The sequence below is a fragment of the Bacillus sp. DWP3-1 genome, from assembly GCF_049896565.1.
Classification (GTDB): domain Bacteria; phylum Bacillota; class Bacilli; order Bacillales; family Bacillaceae; genus Bacillus.
In genome coordinates, this window is the sequence record NZ_JAFCUN010000007.1 from 31,779 (window position 1) to 49,524 (window position 17,746).

General features: G+C 39.4%; 17 protein-coding genes, 1 pseudogene and 1 other annotated feature. Of the genes and pseudogenes, 5 read left to right on the forward strand and 13 right to left on the reverse strand.

Features of this window, described 5'->3' with window-relative positions:
- Positions 1 to 150: 150 nt before the first annotated feature.
- The 3 genes from ACP7A0_RS15160 to ACP7A0_RS15170 all read left to right on the forward strand — a co-directional run bounded on the left by ACP7A0_RS15160 (position 151) and on the right by ACP7A0_RS15170 (position 1,927).
- Complete coding sequence (locus ACP7A0_RS15160; RefSeq protein ID WP_008355333.1) at positions 151 to 549, forward strand: thiol management oxidoreductase; 399 nt, start codon at positions 151 to 153, stop codon at positions 547 to 549.
- Positions 546 to 1,457 (forward strand): ClpXP adapter SpxH family protein, encoded by a 912-nt coding sequence (locus ACP7A0_RS15165; protein ID WP_106031504.1) that lies wholly within the window; start codon positions 546 to 548, stop codon positions 1,455 to 1,457. Before ACP7A0_RS15160 ends, ACP7A0_RS15165 begins: the two co-directional genes overlap by 4 nt.
- Positions 1,458 to 1,753: 296 nt before the next feature.
- Positions 1,754 to 1,927: a hypothetical protein gene (locus ACP7A0_RS15170; protein ID WP_034663238.1), complete on the forward strand. Its 174-nt coding sequence runs from the start codon at positions 1,754 to 1,756 to the stop codon at positions 1,925 to 1,927.
- A gap of 103 nt (positions 1,928 to 2,030) precedes the next feature.
- Here the strand turns inward: ACP7A0_RS15170 and pepF are convergent, their stop codons facing one another.
- The 5 genes and pseudogenes from pepF to ACP7A0_RS15195 all read right to left on the reverse strand — a co-directional run.
- Positions 2,031 to 3,857 carry an oligoendopeptidase F gene (gene pepF / locus ACP7A0_RS15175; protein WP_282959334.1) on the reverse strand — a complete coding sequence of 609 codons (1,827 nt, stop codon included), beginning with the start codon at positions 3,855 to 3,857 and terminating at the stop codon, positions 2,031 to 2,033.
- A 214-nt stretch (positions 3,858 to 4,071) separates the two neighbouring features.
- Positions 4,072 to 5,232, reverse strand: coding sequence for a competence protein CoiA (locus tag ACP7A0_RS15180; protein WP_426005660.1), 1,161 nt, complete (start codon positions 5,230 to 5,232; stop codon positions 4,072 to 4,074).
- A 161-nt stretch (positions 5,233 to 5,393) separates the two neighbouring features.
- Positions 5,394 to 6,914, reverse strand: coding sequence for a cardiolipin synthase (cls, locus tag ACP7A0_RS15185; RefSeq protein WP_088003078.1), 1,521 nt, complete (start codon positions 6,912 to 6,914; stop codon positions 5,394 to 5,396).
- Positions 6,915 to 6,999: 85 nt separating this feature from the next.
- Positions 7,000 to 7,665 carry an adaptor protein MecA gene (gene mecA / locus ACP7A0_RS15190; RefSeq protein ID WP_012009573.1) on the reverse strand — a complete coding sequence of 222 codons (666 nt, stop codon included), beginning with the start codon at positions 7,663 to 7,665 and terminating at the stop codon, positions 7,000 to 7,002.
- A pseudogene (locus ACP7A0_RS15195) lies at positions 7,632 to 7,752 on the reverse strand (hypothetical protein); the annotation flags it as partial. The gene mecA and the pseudogene ACP7A0_RS15195, both read right to left, overlap by 34 nt.
- 175 nt (positions 7,753 to 7,927) lie before the next feature.
- Between ACP7A0_RS15195 and ACP7A0_RS15200 the strand changes: the two are divergent.
- Complete coding sequence (locus ACP7A0_RS15200) at positions 7,928 to 8,593, forward strand: TerC family protein (protein ID WP_060596006.1); 666 nt, start codon at positions 7,928 to 7,930, stop codon at positions 8,591 to 8,593.
- 39 nt (positions 8,594 to 8,632) lie between these two features.
- Here ACP7A0_RS15200 and spxA read toward each other — a convergent pair whose 3' ends face one another.
- The 8 genes from spxA to ACP7A0_RS15240 form a co-directional block, all read right to left on the reverse strand.
- A complete protein-coding gene (gene spxA, locus ACP7A0_RS15205; RefSeq protein ID WP_003211421.1) occupies positions 8,633 to 9,028 on the reverse strand; it encodes a transcriptional regulator SpxA in 396 nt (131 codons plus the stop codon).
- Between the two features lie 193 nt (positions 9,029 to 9,221).
- Complete coding sequence (locus tag ACP7A0_RS15210) at positions 9,222 to 9,800, reverse strand: GNAT family N-acetyltransferase (protein WP_426005664.1); 579 nt, start codon at positions 9,798 to 9,800, stop codon at positions 9,222 to 9,224.
- A 136-nt stretch (positions 9,801 to 9,936) separates the two neighbouring features.
- Positions 9,937 to 10,224 carry a hypothetical protein gene (locus tag ACP7A0_RS15215; protein WP_106039525.1) on the reverse strand — a complete coding sequence of 96 codons (288 nt, stop codon included), beginning with the start codon at positions 10,222 to 10,224 and terminating at the stop codon, positions 9,937 to 9,939.
- Positions 10,225 to 10,329: 105 nt separating this feature from the next.
- Positions 10,330 to 11,250 carry an ABC transporter ATP-binding protein gene (locus tag ACP7A0_RS15220; protein ID WP_034663259.1) on the reverse strand — a complete coding sequence of 307 codons (921 nt, stop codon included), beginning with the start codon at positions 11,248 to 11,250 and terminating at the stop codon, positions 10,330 to 10,332.
- A gap of 1 nt (position 11,251) precedes the next feature.
- Entirely contained in the window at positions 11,252 to 12,331 is a 1,080-nt protein-coding gene (locus tag ACP7A0_RS15225; protein WP_034663262.1) for an ABC transporter ATP-binding protein, read from the reverse strand.
- Positions 12,332 to 12,343: 12 nt separating this feature from the next.
- Entirely contained in the window at positions 12,344 to 13,261 is a 918-nt protein-coding gene (locus ACP7A0_RS15230; RefSeq protein WP_034663265.1) for an ABC transporter permease, read from the reverse strand.
- Between the two features lie 3 nt (positions 13,262 to 13,264).
- Positions 13,265 to 14,209, reverse strand: a complete 945-nt coding sequence (locus ACP7A0_RS15235; RefSeq protein WP_060596003.1) for an ABC transporter permease — start codon at positions 14,207 to 14,209, stop codon at positions 13,265 to 13,267.
- A gap of 116 nt (positions 14,210 to 14,325) precedes the next feature.
- Positions 14,326 to 15,963, reverse strand: coding sequence for a peptide ABC transporter substrate-binding protein (locus tag ACP7A0_RS15240; protein WP_034666712.1), 1,638 nt, complete (start codon positions 15,961 to 15,963; stop codon positions 14,326 to 14,328).
- 481 nt (positions 15,964 to 16,444) lie between these two features.
- Positions 16,445 to 16,662, forward strand: a binding site (T-box leader).
- 53 nt (positions 16,663 to 16,715) lie between these two features.
- Here ACP7A0_RS15240 and trpS point away from each other — a divergent pair.
- Positions 16,716 to 17,711: a tryptophan--tRNA ligase gene (gene trpS, locus ACP7A0_RS15245; RefSeq protein ID WP_426005668.1), complete on the forward strand. Its 996-nt coding sequence runs from the start codon at positions 16,716 to 16,718 to the stop codon at positions 17,709 to 17,711.
- Positions 17,712 to 17,746: the final 35 nt, after the last annotated feature.

The following is a 17,746-nucleotide window of genomic DNA, read 5'->3' on the forward strand; positions in this document are numbered from 1 at the left end:
GTTTGTTTGTGGAATTGAGTTGAGGTTGTTAAAATAAGTATACAAGAATAGAAACAATAAAATAGAACAAACTGAATATCACTTTTGAAATAAATGAATTCACAATAGGGCGCTTCATCCTATTAACTACGAGTAAAAGGAGTAGTCAACATGGTACAATCGTTTAACGCACCTTACGAAGCGGTTGGAGAGGAACTTCTATCGCAACTTGTTGATACTTTTTATGAAAATGTAAAGTGTCATCCTTTGCTTCATCCTATTTTCCCGGATGACTTAAAAGAAACAGCAAGAAAACAAAAACAGTTTTTAACTCAATATTTAGGCGGACCCCCGCTTTATACAGAGGAGCATGGTCACCCTATGCTGCGGGCGAGACATCTCCCTTTTCCGATTACTGAGGAGCGGGCTGACGCATGGCTTGAATGCATGGAGGATGCGATGGATCAAGTAGGATTAACCGGCGATATTCGTGACTTTTTATTTGAGCGGCTTTCTCTAACGGCTCGTCATATGGTCAATCAAACACCTGAAAAGGATGGACGATCTTGAGCTGCAATACGCACGATCAATATTTCTCACACTGTCACGGACATCCTCAAAAGCCGATTGAAATCTATGTATTCATTGACCCTCTAAGTCCAGACTGCTGGTTATTAGAGCCATCCATTAAAAAATTGAAAATGAAGTACGGCCGTTTTTTCACTTTACGAACGGTGACAAGTTCTAGTATTAATGCATTGAATCGAAAACGAAAAAAGCATTTACTGACCGAAGCATGGGGGAAATTTGCTACCAAAACTCAGACCAAAAAAGAACAAATGCTGTCCGAACAAATTGTGACTTCACCCTACCTCGCCTCGCTTGCATTAAAAGCGGCTGAGCTTCAAGGCAGAAAATGCGGAATGAAGTTTCTGCGTCTCATTCAAGAATCACTTTTTTGCCATCAGCAAGATGTGACAAGTGAACATTTGCTGCTAGAAAATGCAAAAAGTGCTGGACTGGACATCGAGGAATTCCAGCGCGATATTCATTCTCAAAGTGCTGTTAAAGCACTACAATGTGATATGAAAATTGCAGCTGAAATGGACGTATCTGAGCTTCCAACCTTTGCCTTTTTTAATACAGTAAACGGGGATGAAGGTTTAAAAATTTCAGGTGCGTACTCTTATGATGTATACGAGGAAATCCTTTTTGAAATGATTGGTGAAAAACCAACACCTTCAGAACGGCCTCCAATTGAATGGTTTATTGCTTACTTTCAATTTGCATCTGCAAAAGAGATTGCTGTCGTTTATGACCTGACACTTGAAGAAGTTGAACGAGAAATGAAAAAGCTGGCTTTCGCTAAAAAGGTAGAACGTGTACAAGTACATCAAGAAATGTTTTGGCGCTATAAAGTAGATGATCATCATTCAGATCTTGATCTCTACCGCTGTGAGAATGAACATGGGTGCTGACCCATGTTTTTTCTTTACCCTAAAAAGGAACACCCGTTCTATTTTTAGGCACGAAGAAACCGCGCCGGGATAAGCGCGGTTTCACTATGTCTTAACGACAACAAAGGGGATGGGAGAAATTTTTCACGGTCAAACAAAGGGGTAATGTTTGTATGTGATTAATTTCACATCTGTAGTATATCAAATTTTGTCGACTTATGACAACAGATATACTATATGTTCATATTTTTGTCACAAAACATAAGAGGGTTGTCACTTTCATATAGTGAAAATAACGAAAAAATGGAGGGATCTGCATGCGCAGCACAACCATTGGACTTGTTTCCATTGGCTTATGTTTCTTTTTAAATATATTAGGCTTAATGAAAATGCTTCCTCTTTATCTAACATCCCCACTCTTATTTGCTTCTATTCTTTTTACACTTTATCGAATGAACCACCGGAAGACCTTTAAGGGATTTAAAGGTTGATGATAAGGAACGGCCTCTACATGCGAAGAGGTCTTTTTTTATGAGAAAAAAACTCCTGTCAAAAGATGAGTTTGCACTCACACGTCTGACAGAAGTCTTTTCATCACTCACCCGTTTTAGAGATGAGCTCTTCCATTTCTTTCAGCTTTTCTTCGAACAATTGACATGCTGCTTTGATTGGTTCTTTGGAAGCCATATCAACACCTGCTTTTTTCAACACATTAATTGGATAATCAGAGCTTCCTGCTTTAAGGAAGTCTGTGTAGCGCTCCACCGCAGGTTTTCCTTCTTCTAATATTTGCTTGCTTAATGCCTGTGCAGCACTATAGCCTGTTGCATATTGATATACATAATAGTTGTAATAGAAGTGAGGAATTCTCGTCCATTCTAATCCGATTTCTTTATCCACAACCATGCCGTCTCCAAAATACTTCTTATTCAGGTCGTAATAAAGGTTCGTCATAAATTCCGGCGTTAAAGCCTCTCCTTCTTGCGCTTTCACATGAATAAGATGCTCAAACTCAGCAAACATCGTCTGTCTGAATACCGTTCCTCTGAATCCTTCTAACAAGTGATTTAACACATACAAACGCTGCTTTTTATCATCTAGATGATTCAGCAGGTATTCGCCAAGTAACGCTTCGTTTGTCGTAGAAGCCACTTCAGCTACAAAGATACTATAGTTTCCATACGGATATGGCTGATGCTTTCTTGTATAGTAGCTGTGGACAGAGTGCCCAAATTCATGAGCCAGTGTAAATAAATTATCAATATTATTTTGCCAGTTCATGAGGATATATGGATTTGTACCATAGCTTCCAGATGAATACGCACCGCTGCGTTTCCCTTTATTCTCATAAACGTCTACCCAGCGATTGCTCAATCCCTCTTTTAACACGGACACATATTCTTCTCCTAATGGCGCTAACCCTTTTAGCATATAATCTTTTGCTTCATCGTAGGTTAGCTTCATACCAGCATCTTTTACAAGTGGTGTATACAAGTCATAATTGTGCACTTCATCAAGCTTTAATACCTTTTTACGCAATTCAATATAACGGTGTAATAACGGTAAATATTGATGAACTGTATCAATCAGATTGTCATATACTTCTTCTGGAATACTGTTCCGAGATAGTGCCGCTTCTCTTGCTGAGTTATAATTTCGTACTTTTGCATAAAAATTATCCTTTTTAATCGAACCGCTCAGTGTCGAAGCAAGCGTGTTTTTATACTGATCATACGTTTTATACACAGCTTTAAAGGCATTCTTTCTCACTTCACGGTCATCACTGTTTAAAAATGTGATAAAGTTGCCGTGGGTAATCTTCTTTTCTTCCCCATTTTCATCCTTTACAGAAGGGAACGAAATATCAGCATTGTTAAACATACTAAAAGTAGTAGATGAAGTTGAGAGTGGTTCAGAGGCCTCAGCTAATAAAGCTTCTTGCTCCTCACTTAAAATATGTGGACGCTCTTTATTAATTTCTTCGAGAGCATGGGAATACAGTTTTAATTCTTCTTTTTCCAGAATAAACTGCTGCAATTTATCTTCTTGAATCGATAAAATCTCTGGAACAATATAAGCAGAAGTACTAGAGAGCTGTGTAAATAAATTCGATGCTTTATCATTCAGCGCTTGAAATGATGAGTTAGTTGTATCCTCATCGTATTTCATGTGCGCATATGTATAAAGCTTACCAAGCTTTTCAGAAAGCTGATCCTGAAAGGTTAGGGCTTCATACAGTACATCAGCAGAATGGGCCAGCTTGCCTTTAAATTGGGCTAGCTTAGGAATTTCTTTTTTGACAGCTTCGAATTCCTTGTTCCATGCATCAACGCTTTCGAAAATATCTTCAAGACGCCATTTGTTTTCTTCTTTTACTTCGCTTCTGTCTGGTAAATGGTTATTTTTGCTTTGTGAAGTCATATGAATCCCCCTTGCATAAGTTGTGTTGAACCAACCTTTCGGAAAGTGAAAGAAATTGGTGTTGTATTTATCTTCTTTGTTTTGAACTATATTTGTCAAATCATATGCAGAAATAAATACCAAACAGACTAAAAAAATGAGAAAAAAGCGTTTCTTTCTATTCAATCGCAGCACCACCTTTTTCTTATCATGATCAAAGTGGGCATGAAACATGCTAATGAAATAAGAAAGCATCTCGTTTGAACGCTTCATCTACTGTTCGTATCGGCATTTGATTCGACGCTACTTCATAATTACCCTCTTTCGTCATGTGTAAAAACCCTTGTCTGACAAGCGCCTTAACATATGCAGTGATGACCTCTTGTATTTCTTCTATTGAAACATCACCGTATCGGAGCTTTACTTCTTTCATCTGGACACACCGCTTGATTTCTTTCATCAGCAGTTGAACCGTTACTGGACTGCTTCCTTTTTTCCTCATCATCCAATCATACAGACACCCCTGCCAGACATAAACAGGACTTGTAAAAATATACGTTTCTTTCAGCGGGATAAATAATTCAGTTGGCAGAAAAGGGAAAGCCATTTGATGGTGCTCATAGAAAATGTCTCTCAACCGCTTGCTTTCATTTGATAAAATGCGGGGAGGCCGCTGCCTAAATTGCTGTATGCATCTAAGCCATTGCTTGTAGACTGGACGCTTGCTTGAGGGCGGAGATAGGAGCGCCGAAAGTTCGCGGTATGCTGTTGGCGGTCTGACAGTCATGGCGGCACATATTTTCGTTGGTTGAAATATGAGAAGTTGAGCAAGATGGATGAATCTATTCTGGAGCGGACAGTAAAAAATCAGACTCCCTTTCTGTGATTCCCTTAACATTCCCCAATGAATGGAGGAGAAGGAAAAGAGCTGGGCAGATATTCGCTTTAAACGATTTGCCCCTATTACCCATATAGGGATGAGCCCCGCTTCACGGAGCCCTGCTGTTCTTTTGCGCAGCTCTTGCCGTGAAATATTTGAGCATTGATATTCGATTGCATAACTTGTTCCTCCAATAGAGACGGCCACGTCAGGACGCTGATGAACCTTTGACACATACTTTTCAAGCACCGGTTTATGTCCCAGCCGCTGAAGCCAATTCATGATGGCTTCTTTCCCCGCCTGATGATAAGCCGTTTCGCTTGAGGCTAGTGGACATGCTGTCAGCTGTTTATGTGCAAAATGATACACACGTTGTTCACCAAGCTTTAATTGCACCTCTTCCCTGCAATCAGGACAATAAAATTTGCACGTCGTCCTTACATGCTCCAGCCGGTTTTTAGATAAATGATGTGTAATTCGAATAAGCTTTCCATTATCCATGATCGCTGTATTCATTCTGCTCGCCCCTTACTCTTTGATGACCGTATTATAGCTTGTTCGTCTATTAAGAAGCGAATAGGCAAATTGAACTTTTATCATATCAAAACATGATTTTACTGATGTTTTCCTGAGGAAAATGAAAAAACCCCCTGATAAAAAGGGGGAAAATACAATCTTTATAGTAATGGTGATAATAATCTTGCTGTGGATTCAAACAGTCTTACCCTTAACGGTCTCTTTGCAAATTCTTCTGGGACAATTTCATGCGACTGCTCTAAATCACCTAAGAAGTCGTTCACGAGCTTCTCTGTGCTTTTCGTTTTATATAGGAAGGCATTCACTTCAAAATTCAAATGAAAGCTTCTCATATCCATGTTGGCCGTTCCTATCGAAGCCAGCTCGCTGTCCACAATGATAAATTTACTATGCATAAAGCCTTGATCATACTCATACACCTTTGCTCCTGCTTCTAAAAGCTCTGGGAAGTATGAACGGGACGCATGGAAGACGATCCGTTTATCTGGATTCTTCGGAGCAATAATCCGTACGTCTACTCCGCTTAATGCAGCAATTTTTAATGCAGACAAAATATCATCATCCGGCACAAAATACGGTGAAGCGATCCAAATAGACTTTTTGGCAGAGATAATCATGGAGAAAAAGAGATTTTTAATGACCTCCCACTGTTTATCAGGACCGCCAGCAATCATTTGTACGCCTTCTGTTGTGCTCTCAAGGTGACTGAAATCTTTAAAGTAGTCTACACCTGCGCATCTTTCATTCGTCATATAGTACCAATCCTGCATGAAAATCTGCTGCAGATCACGTACAGCTTCACCCTTAATCATCAAATGCGTGTCACGCCAAAAACCATATTGTCTGCTTCTGCCCAAATATTCGTCTCCAATGTTCAGCCCGCCAACAAATCCAACTTCTCCATCAATCACGACAATTTTTCGGTGATTTCGGAAATTGATTTTATTATTTAACAGGGGTAGTCTCACAGGTAAAAATGGAACGATCTGAACGCCGGCCTTTTCGAGGTCAGCAATATATTGACGAGAGAGCTTTAAGCTTCCTACATCGTCATATAAAAAGCGGACAATCACGCCATTTTTCGCTTTATCAATGAGAATATCTTTTAATTCTTGTCCAAGGTCATCGTGGCGGAGAATATAATATTCTAAATGAATGTGATGTGTCGCCTTTTTGATTTCTTCAAAAATATGAGAGAATGTTTCTTCTCCATTCGTCAGGACTTTAGAGGACGTGCGATACGTAATAGGGGTATGTCCGAGTCTGTGGGCCAGCTTAAATAAGAGCTGCTGATGATCACCCATATGCGTCATTTTCTCAATCGCTTCTCTATGAATATGCTCATCTTCCTGGATTAACTGTTCATCTAGAATGGCTTTCTTTTCAAACAGCCTGCGTTTTTTGATATTGCGTCCAAAGAAAATATAGAACAGAAAGCCGAATAACGGAAAGCTGCCAAGCAGGACAAGCCACGTTATTGTTTGAGATGGATTCCGGTTCTCCAAGAATATGACAAACCCGATGAAGATAATCGATAAAGTGAATAGAACACTGACAGAACTTAATACACTTACCGCTAAATCACCAGCAATTAATTGAATGACTAAATAAGCACCTATCGTAATGATAAGAAAAAATAGAACTTTGACTAAATTTCTCATTTCATTTTCTCCTTGCCGATCTCTTTATTTACCTATTCATTCAGATAAAAAAGCCGATTCCTCTATAGAAATCGACTTTTGTTGGTTACGAGAAGTGCTGTTGAATCGTTTCAAGGGCATTTCCTTCGATAATCAGCTGACCGTATTCTTTCAGTCTGTAAATGCTGACCACTGATTCATGAGCATATTCAAGCAAAATGCTGAGCTTATTCTCCACTTGCTCATCTGACAAATCCTCGTGGAAGTCAACATATAGATAATAACGGTTTTCAAACGAATATAAACTTGTGGTAAAATCCTGCATATTTAATTGAGAAAGTGCAATCAAATCTTCAAAGTCATCCATTTTCAACACAAATTGAAGTTGAAGTTTTTTGTCCTTCTCATTATGGTCTTCTTGATCCTGCTCTTCTTTTTGAAAATCATCAAGCAGTGCGTCTAGACTTTCTTCATCTGTTTGATCTTTTTTATCTTCTGGAATCGGCAATTCGAGCTTTTGTCCATCTTTAGAAAGTTGGGCTTTCGTCACGACAATTTCAAGACCTTTGTCAAGTGCCTGCACTTGAATCCAAAGAGGTCCCTCAACTGCAAATTCTTCTTCTTCGTGCACTTCGTCCATTACTTCCCAAAACAGCTCTTCACTGCGTTCACGATTATACCAAATTTCTTCACGGTCAAATCCGCGGTCTTCAATATCACCGTAGGAAATATAAAATTTCACTGTATGTTCATTAATTCTTTCGATTTCCATTTTGCCAACCTTCCCTTCTATATAAGATGTTGAAGGGACATACAAGCTCCCAATTAATAGTACTTTACTACACTTTACCCGTTCCGTCTACATGTTAACCTTTTAAAGAATTGAGGTATTGCTTCGTACTGTCTATTTTATGATAAAACATGAATAAAAGAAATAAAAACGCATTTTTTGCAGAGAAAACTTACAGAAACATATATTTGAATTGTCCTCATATATTGGTTGTACGAGCTCTATTAGACATGAGGTGAAATGGATGGAAACAGAGTGGATCATATCCTTACTGATGATTATTGGCATAGATCTGATTTTAGGCGGAGATAACGCGTTGATCATTGCGATGGCTAGCCGCAGCTTATCAAATGACAAACGCAATAAAGCCATATGGATCGGTACACTTTTGGCAGTGCTGATGAGAATTACGATGACAGGTGCCGCAGTTTATTTATTGACCATCCCTTATTTGCAATTTATCGGCGGGCTTTTTCTCCTTTATATAGGATACAATTTGTTAATTGAACAAAAGAAAGAATCGATTCGCATTAAAAGCAGCGGCTCCCTTTGGCGTGCGGTTCAGACCATTGTGATTGCAGATCTCTTTATGTCACTTGATAATGTGATTGCAGTTGCAGGTGCGGCAAAAGGCAACATGCTGCTGACCGCTTTCGGCCTTATGATTTCAGTACCGATTATTATTTGGGGAAGTAAGCTAATTCATGCCGCTTTAACCAAATTCCCGTTTCTTTTATACGGAGGAAGTGCTCTTTTGGCTTTTACTGGCGGTGAAATGATTGTTCGTGATGTGAAATTGAATGAATTTATGGCTCAGCATGCGACTCTTGAATTCATGCTCCCGTTTTTAACGGTTGTAATGGTCATTTTAGCCAGCTTATTTTACGAACAAACAGCTGAAAACAAATAAAAAAAGCTGCCAAATGATCGGCAGCTTTTCGTTTTTCAATTAGTTAGCAAGTCGCTGAGCTTCTCTTAGTTGGAATGTACGAACCGTTCTTGGAAGGAAACGTCTAATTTCATCTTCATTGTAGCCAACTTGTAGTCTTTTTTCATCCAAGATGATTGGACGTCTTAAAAGACCTGGATGCTCATTGATCAGTTTATACAATTGTTGAAGAGGCATTGTCTCAACATTCACATTTAGCTTTTGGAATACTTTTGAACGTGTTGAGATAATTTCATCTGTACCGTCTTCAGTCATTCGAAGAATTTCTTTGATTTCATCGATTGAAAGAGGCTCAGAAAAGATGTTTCTCTCTTGATACGGGATATTGTGCTCTTCTAACCACGCTCTTGCTTTTCTACATGATGTACAGCTTGGTGATGTGTATAATGTTACCATAAATCTTCACTCCTCAATTTGTAGAATGAATATTGATCTGTATTCTTAAATTAAAATTGTTCTAAATAAGTAATCTTTATAGTGATTATACTATAAAAAAGTAAGTGTGAACAGATTTTCTTGCAATTTTTGTGACAAAAACTAGACAATTTCATTCATTTTGTGGTGCCGTTTGATGTCTGAACATTCTCATTTAGTCGAGATGATCGAAAATATTTTTTTGTTTTCTATTTTCAATGACCTTCAATACATCATCAACATCCTCATACGACTGCCCATACCATTCTTCATCTTTATACGTATGGATTCGTTCATAGGTCTTCCTCATAGCCTCCATCATTTCTTCCTCATTATCTGTAAGAGGCGACCAATAAAGGATTTCCATGCGGTTCACTTCATTTGTTGCAAGTGACCTGCGTTTATAACCGATTGATTCTGTGTGCTTGAAGTGCTCTCTTTGGTAAAACTTTAGGCGTTTTGCAGTATCTGCATCATCTTCATCTACAGGCTCGACCTCAAGCAAGATCGGTTTCTTTTTTTCCTTCAGCTTATGAATGAGCTTTGATCCGAGGCCTTCACCTCTTGCATCTCTGGAAACAAATAAATAATCAATAAAGATGAAAGAATCAAATTCGGCGTACATCATCACATGATGAGGTCCTTCCTCCTTATGATAAACATCACTTCTTTCCTTTAATAAAGCTTCCATATGCTCTTTTGACTTCATTTCTTCTATCGGGAAGTATTCACTGAGCTTTTCATACCAATTCATGGATCCGCTCCTTATGATATCGTTAAGAACCACTTCCTTAGATATTCCCGATTTCCTATTATTTAAACGCCTGTACTAGTAAGACGCAGCAAAGTCTTCACTAGTTTCACTTTTTTTCAAACAACAGAAAAAAGTTTTATATCGAACGGTCCATGAGTAGTTGAAAACAAACAAAGAGGATAAGTGTCATCGCTATTTGAAACATAATGAAATAAAGATACTTCATGCGCCGTGCTTCTTGCTTCTGATTGCTTGTCTTTCGGTTAAGCATATATTCCACCGAAAAAGACACAATGCCAGTGAGCACCATAAACACGAGCATCCACTGTCCCCCATTTGGTTTCCTCAAAAAAGACGTTGAAAAAAGCATGAATACAATTAGAAAGTGAAATAATGAGTAGCGAAACGTCTTCCATATGGACATCTGATTTCCTCCTAGAACCTGCTTGTTGTTATCTAGAAATTACCATCATCTTATTTTTTTGTAAAATAAAAAAAGAAGCACTGACATAGCAGCGCTTCTTTCTTCTTATGATTGTTTAGCTTGAAGCTCTTTGAATTCTTCCTCTGTGCAGCTCACAAAGTGACCTGGCTTCACTTCACGGAACTCGGTGTTCGTTCCTTTGTGAACAGATGGATCATACTTGATTCGTTTGCGGTTACGCTCATAATCTGGATCTGGGAGCGGAATCGCAGATAGTAATGATTTTGTATATGGATGAAGCGGATTTTCGTATAATTCATTCGCTGGTGCCAGCTCAACCAATTTTCCGAAATACATCACACCAATACGATCGCTGATGTATTTTACCATAGACAGGTCATGGGCAATGAATAAGTACGTTAAGCCTTTTTCTTCTTGAAGTTCTTTCATTAAGTTGACGACCTGTGCTTGGATCGACACATCTAATGCAGAGATTGGTTCATCGGCGATGATGAAATCTGGTTCAACTGCTAATGCACGGGCAATTCCGATACGCTGCCTTTGACCACCTGAGAATTCATGCGGGTATCTGTTTGCATGCTCTTTGTTCAATCCAACGGTTTCAAGCAATTGGTATACACGCTCTTTACGTGCTTGCTTTGTTTTCGCAAGGCCATGAATGTCGATGCCTTCTGCAATGATATCAAGCACTGTCATTCTAGGGTTGAGTGAGGCATATGGATCTTGGAAGATCATCTGCATTTGACGGTTGAACTCAAGCATTTTTTGTCTTGATTTCTTCCCGTGTACACTTTCCCCTTTATAAAGAACCTCACCATCTGTCGCATCATAAAGTCTAATGATGGAGCGGCCCGTAGTGGATTTACCACAACCAGACTCCCCTACAAGGCCAAGTGTTTCACCTTTATAAATATCAAATGAAACTCCGTCAACTGCTTTCACAGTCCCTCTTGCTGTATGGAAATGTTGCTTCAAATTTTTGATTTCTAACAGTTTTTCTGCCATGCTATTCACCCTCTTTTACTAATACAGGTTTTTCGTAGCTACCTTCTAGTTCACGCATTCTCGCCTTTACAGAAGCAGGCGGTTCAACTTTAGGTGCATTTGGATGAAGTAGCCATGATTTCACATAATGCGTATCTGATACTTTGAACATTGGCGGTTCTTGTTCAAAGTCAATTTTCATTGCATAATCGCTTCGGAGTGCAAATGCATCTCCTTTCGGCGGGTTTGTCAGATCTGGCGGTGTTCCTGGGATTGCAGTCAGCTTTCCTTCATCTCCGCCATCTGTGTCAAGGCTCGGCATTGATGCTAAAAGTCCCCACGTATATGGATGTTTTGGATTGTAGAAAATTTCATCAACAGTCCCTGTCTCCACAATCTGTCCTGCATACATAACGGCTACACGATCAGCGACGTTGGCGACAACACCTAGATCATGCGTAATAAAGATAATAGATGTTTCCACCTTTTGCTGAATTTCTTTCATTAATTCTAAAATTTGCGCCTGAATCGTTACATCTAGTGCTGTCGTCGGCTCATCGGCAATCAATAGCTTTGGATCTGCTGCGAGCGCCATCGCGATGACAACCCTTTGTCTCATCCCGCCACTAAATTCGTGCGGGTATTGCTTGATTCTTTTTTCAGGCATTGCAATTCCAACAAGCTCCAGTAATTCAATGGCTCTTTTTTCAGCCGCTTCTTTTGAAATTTGTTCGTGCTTGAACAGTACTTCTGTAATTTGCTTCCCGACTTTCATCGTTGGATTCAAAGAAGTCATCGGATCCTGGAAGATCATTGAGATGTCTTTTCCTCGAATGGTTTGCATTTGTTTTTCTGTTTTCTTGACGATATCTTGCCCATCAAACAGGATCTGTCCGCGCTTGAAATAACCCGGCGGCATCGGTATTAATCTCATGATGGCCTGTGATGTCACACTTTTACCAGAGCCAGATTCACCTACAATAGCAAGTGTCTCTCCTTTATTTAAGTGGAAGTTCACACCACGAATGGCTTGAACCTCTCCACCATATGTTTTAAATGAGATTGCAAGGTCTTTCACCTCTAGAATACGTTCACGTTCCATCCTAATCACTCCTTATTTACGCAACTTCGGATCTAAAGCGTCTCTTAGTCCGTCTCCAACCACGTTAAAACCAAACATTGTTATACAGATAAATGCGGCTGGGAACCATAATCTCCAAGGATAGTACGTCATGGCCGGAATTCCGTCAGACGCCATTGTTCCCCAGCTCGCTAATGGAGCCGGTACACCAAGTCCTAGATAGCTTAAGAATGCCTCCGTGAAAATAGCTGAAGGAATGGTGAGTGTCATTGTGACAAGAATTGGTCCCATTGAGTTTGGAATTAAGTGTTTAAATAAAAGTCTAGATGTTTTCGCACCTAATGTTTGTGCAGCAAGAACGTACTCTTGACTCTTTAATTGTAGAACCTGTCCCCGAACGATACGTGCCATGTTTATCCAGCCTACGACTGTCATGGCGAGGATAATTGTTAATAATCCTTTTGGCAGAACAACCATCATTAAGATAACCATTAATAGTGTTGGAATTGCCCATAAAACGTCTGCGATACGCATCATGACTTCATCTGTACGGCCGCCTTTGAACGCAGCAATACTTCCCCAGATAATACCGATGATCACGTCAAGGACCGCTGCAGCAAGACCGATGAAGATCGAAATTCTTGCCCCGACCCATGTACGGACAAACATGTCACGTCCTAAATCATCTGTACCGAACCAGTGCTCTTTTGAAGGTGGCTGGTCTGCATTCAGTAAATCGGTCGTCGAGTAATCATATTTAGAAAAAATCGGAACAAAGATGGCCAGCATCACAATAATAAAAATGATTGAAAGACCAACCATTGCAAGTTTATTTGCACGGAAGCGAAGCATAGCATCCTTCCATAAAGATAGACTAGGTTTAGAAATTTTTTCAGATTCTGCTGCGTCAGCTGTCGCAGGAACAAATAAATCTTTTCTCATCTCTTCCATGTGTTAGACCCCTTTCTTCGCCTTCGTCAGTTTAATTCTAGGATCGATAATACCGTAGAGGACGTCAACGACTAGAATACTGATTAATAGAATAATACTGTAGAAGACTGTGACACCCATGATGACGGTGTAATCACGGTTTGTAATACTTGTGACAAAGTGAGAGCCTAATCCAGGAATACCGAAAATCTTCTCCACGACAAAACTACCTGTTAACACTGAAGCAGCCATTGGTCCCATATATGTAATGACAGGTAACAATGCGTTTCGAATTGCGTGTTTAATCGTCACAGCTGATTTCGTTAATCCTTTCGCTCTAGCCGTTCTAATGTAATCACTGTTTAGAACTTCAAGCATACTTGACCGTGCAAGTCTAGCGATAAATGCCATAGGCATGAAGGAAAGTGCAATAGAAGGTAGTACGGTGCTGGCCCAAGACTCCCATCCTGCAACTGGGAAAATCGCTAAAACGCTTGCCTCAGATGCAAATACATATTGTAGCAGCGCAGCTAAAATGAAACTTGGAACTGAAATTCCAAAGATCGTTAAAATGGCAATCGTATAGTCCTGCCACTTGTTATGATAGAGCGCTGCAAGGACCCCAAACAATACACCAAATGCTAATGCGAGGAGAATTGCCTCAATTCCGAGGGTAAAGGAAACGGGGAATCCAGAACTGATTAAGTCATTTACAGTTTGTCCTTTATATTTAAATGAGGGACCAAAATCTAATTTTGCAACTGAACCTAAGTAGTTTACATATTGAACAAATAAGGGCTTGTCCAACCCGTAGTGCTCGTTTAGGTTTGCTTCAATTTCAGCAGGAAGTTTCTTCTCACCAGAGAATGGACCACCCGGTGCTGCCTGCATGAGAAAGAAAGTTGCAGTTACAATAACAAACAGTGTGATTAAAATATATATTAATCGCTTACCGATATATTTAAGCAACGGAATTGCACCTCCATGATTTTACAACATTTTCTCTAATCAGCAAGAAAGGTATATGGAGAGACATCCTCCATATACCTTAAGATCCTTGCCGTAGATCTCTTACACTATAATTCTTACTTTTCGAAATGTGCCCATTTGTATTGAACATCACCTAGTCCAGATACAACCACACCTTTTAGTTTTGGATCTTGTACCCAAAGCTGAGTGTAGAAGTAAATTGGTGCTATAGGCATATCGTTGATGATGATTTCTTCTGCTTTTTTCAGCATTTCTTCACGTTTCGTTTTATCTGTTTCTTTCGCAGAATCATTCAACAATTGTTTGTACTCTTTGCTTTCCCATCCAGTGTCGTTGTTTCCACCGTCTTTATCTTTGTAAAGCTCAAGGAAGTTCACTGGATCGTTGAAGTCACCTAACCAGCCCATACGTCCGATTTGGTAATCTCCGCTGTGGATCTTGTCGATGTATACGTTCCACTCAGAGTTATCAAGTTCAACTTTCACGCCTAAGTCTTTCTTCCACATTTCTTGAATTGCTTGTGCAATCTTTTGGTGGCCTTCATCTGTGTTGTAAGAAAGTTTCAATGCTGGAAGATCAGAAACTGACTTATAACCTAATTCTTTCACACCTTTTTCAAGAAATTCTTTCGCAGTTGCTACATCGTGATCTTTGAAGTAGCCAGTTTTGTTATCAGTGAATCCTTCCATTGTTGGAGGAACGATTGCCATAGCTGGCACTTGCTCACCTTGCGTAATTTTGTCAACGATCGCTTGACGGTTGATTGAGTATGCAAGGGCCTTACGGATGTTTGCATTGTTTAAAGGTTTTACTTCTGTGTTGAATTTGTAGTTATAGATACCTGCGATCGTTTGGATTTTAAGACCGCCTTCTTTTTTCAATGTTTTTAAAGACTCAGTTGGAAGGCTTCCAGTTGGTGAACCAGCCCAGTCAAGCTCGCCTTTTTTGAACATGCTAAGCTCAGTGTTTGTATCTTTGATCATAGACATGTTGATCTTTTTCAATTTCACAGTATCTTTATCCCAGTATTCATTGTTCTTTTCAAGCGTGATAGAACCGCCATGTTTCCATTTAGAAAGAACGAATGGTCCGTTAGATACGTAATTTTCACCAGCATTTGTGAACCAGTTTTTATTCTTTTCAGCCACTTTTTTGTTGACTGGCATATACGTATAGAATGCAGTTAGTTCAGTAAAGAACGGTGTTGGGTTCTCTAGCTCAACTACAAGCGTTTTGTCGTCTTTAGCTTTAATGCCAACATCAGCAACTTTCGCTTTCCCTTTGTTCGCTGCTTCAGCACCTTTAATATAGTAAAGCTGGTAAGCATATTGAGATTCATTTTTAGGATCTAATGCCCATTTCCAAGCATATTCGAAATCTTTAGCTGTGACAGGGTCACCATTAGACCATTTTGCATCACGAAGTGTGAATGTGTATGTTTTACCATCAGCACTTGTTTTGATATCAGAAGCCATTGCATTTTCTGGCTTACCTTCAGCGTTAATTCTTGTTAATCCCTCAAAAGTCTGACGGATGACACTTCCTGAAGTTGAATCATTTGCCAATCCTGGATGTAGAGAAAAAGGCTCAGTGGAGATATTCACATTTAATGTTGTTTTAGCCTCTCCAGAACTGCTCGTGCTGTCGCCTGATTTGTTTCCGCTGAAACCACAAGCGCTTAATACAAGTGTGAAAATAAGCATTAAAGTAACAACAGACCAACGCTTTTTCAACTGTATTCCCCCTTATAATATGTTTTAGTTCAAAGGTCTCGATAGAAGATGAGATTCAGATTTAAGAAATAGCGTAAAAAAGTCCCTAAATAGCTTACTTTCTATTTCTTTTGTTTTTTCTGAATTTTCACTATGTAAAGAGCCTAGCACAAACGTGTGAACAAATTAATTATAATGAATAGAATAATTTATTGCAATATCAATTTCATATATTTTAAAAAAACGTAAATGGGGATAAAGAGGGATTTTTATAAACTAAAGTCTCAATCACTTCAACAAATTAAAGCGTAAATTGATTAAAATAATTTAACAAATTCAGCAGGAATAATGTTTTATACATATAATTAATCATCCTTTTTTAAAAAATTCTGACAGATAGTTGGTTTTTTATCTAAAATTTTAAGTGTCAAACGGCATGATGAGAAGGTCACATGAGGGCTTCGTGACTTTTTTATGGTCATCCTTTATAATAGATAGACATACTGTTGCGATGAAAAAGAAGAGTACATATATTCACCATTTACAGAGAGTCTGCGGCTGGTGCGAGCAGATAATGGCATGTATGGAATGGGCTTTGGAGCAGCTAACCGAACACTTTTGAAGTTAGTAGGCTTAGACGGAGCAGTCTCCGATATCAACGTCTTGAGTGATTTCTTTGTGAAATAACAAGGGTGGTACCACGGTTCATTCGTCCCTTTTCTGTTGAAAAGTGACGGGTGGGCCTTTTTATATTGAAGAAAAGAGGTTTTAGTATGACAAAGAAGACAATTTTTTCTGGCATTCAGCCGAGCGGTTCTGTGACTTTAGGGAACTATATTGGAGCAATGAAGCAATTTGTCGATTTGCAGCATGATTATCATGGCTATTTTTGTGTAGTCGATCAACATGCGATTACAGTGAGTCAGGACCGGCTAGCTCTTCGCCAAAATATTAGAAGCTTAGCAGCTCTTTATTTGGCAGTTGGACTTGATCCAGAGAAGGCGACATTGTTTATCCAATCAGAGGTACCTGCTCACGCCCAGGCGGGATGGATGCTGCAATGTGTTGCTTATATTGGGGAATTAGAGAGAATGACCCAATTTAAGGACAAATCCGCTGGTAAGGAAGCGGTTGTTTCAGGACTATTAACGTATCCCCCATTAATGGCTGGCGATATCTTATTATATGGTACTGATCTAGTCCCTGTCGGAGAAGATCAAAAACAGCATCTTGAATTGACTAGAACGCTTGCTGAACGTTTTAACCGCAAATATAATGACATCTTCACCGTACCTGAAGTGAAGATTCCAAAAGAAGGCGCTCGGATTATGTCTTTAGCAGATCCAACGAAAAAGATGAGCAAATCCGATCCGAACCAAAAATCGTTCATTACCTTATTAGATGAACCAAAGCAGCTTGAAAAGAAAATCAAAAGTGCTGTGACGGATTCAGAAGGCATCGTCAAGTACGACAAAGAGAACAAGCCTGGTATTGCGAACTTGCTGACGATTTATTCTGTGTTAGGCAACGTATCGATTGCAGAGCTTGAGCAAAAGTATGAAGGCAAAGGGTATGGTGAATTTAAGGGAGATCTTGCGAACGTAGTCGTTGATGCTTTAAAACCAATACAAGATCGGTACTATGAACTCATTGAGTCAGACGAGCTTGACCGCATTCTTGACGAAGGTGCTGAAAAAGCAAACCGCGCAGCAAACAAAATGCTGAAAAAAATGGAGAATGCGATGGGTCTTGGCAGAAAACGCAAATAAAAAAAGCTTGCAGCACATCACGCTGCAAGCTTTTT